General features: G+C 74.3%; 1 pseudogene. It reads left to right on the plus strand.

Going from position 1 to position 606, the window contains the following annotated elements:
- Positions 1–405 precede the first annotated feature (405 nt).
- A pseudogene (locus CCN42_RS43710) lies at positions 406–606 on the plus strand (hypothetical protein); the annotation flags it as partial.

Genomic DNA, 606 nt, shown 5'->3' on the forward strand with positions numbered 1-606 from the left:
GGATGTGTATAAGAGACCGGTGCCGGGGTATGTCGTCGGCCTCGGCCGTACTGCGGTGTCGACACCGCCCCGGCTCGGGTCGGGGGCCCTGGGTGCTTCCCCGGCGACCCCGCGGACCGTCGACTCCTGCCGCCCCCCGTCACGTCGGCGTCTCCCCCGCCCTGGTGGTGCCCCGGTCGAGTGGACTGCCGTGGACACCTCCGGAAAAGCCCCGGCAGCGCGCTCGCGGTCATGCGGCGGTGACTACCGCCGAACGCCACCGCCCCGCACGTCCCCGCCGGCTTCCACTGCCGGCCGGGATCGGAACCGGTACGCCGTCGAGTCCTGCGGCCTGTCGTATCCGGAGGTGAAGGACCTGGAGCGGGCCCCGCTGGAGTACGCCGTCCTGCCCGGCGACAGCCTGTGGTGCGGGGGCCCACCGCGCAGGGCTACCGCCCCGTCGCCGCTTGCCGTGCCGGCGGTCGGGTACCCGCACGCCGGGCCAGGCCTGCCGCGAACTGCTGGTCCTCAGCAGGCCAGGCCTTCCGCGAACTGCTGGACTCCAGCCCCGAGGCGGCCGTCCAGTGGCGCCAGGAAGCGGCGTCCACCGCCTTCGAGGAGACCTTC

The organism is Streptomyces glaucescens (genome assembly GCF_002154375.1).
GTDB classification, from domain to species: Bacteria; Actinomycetota; Actinomycetes; order Streptomycetales; family Streptomycetaceae; genus Streptomyces; species Streptomyces glaucescens.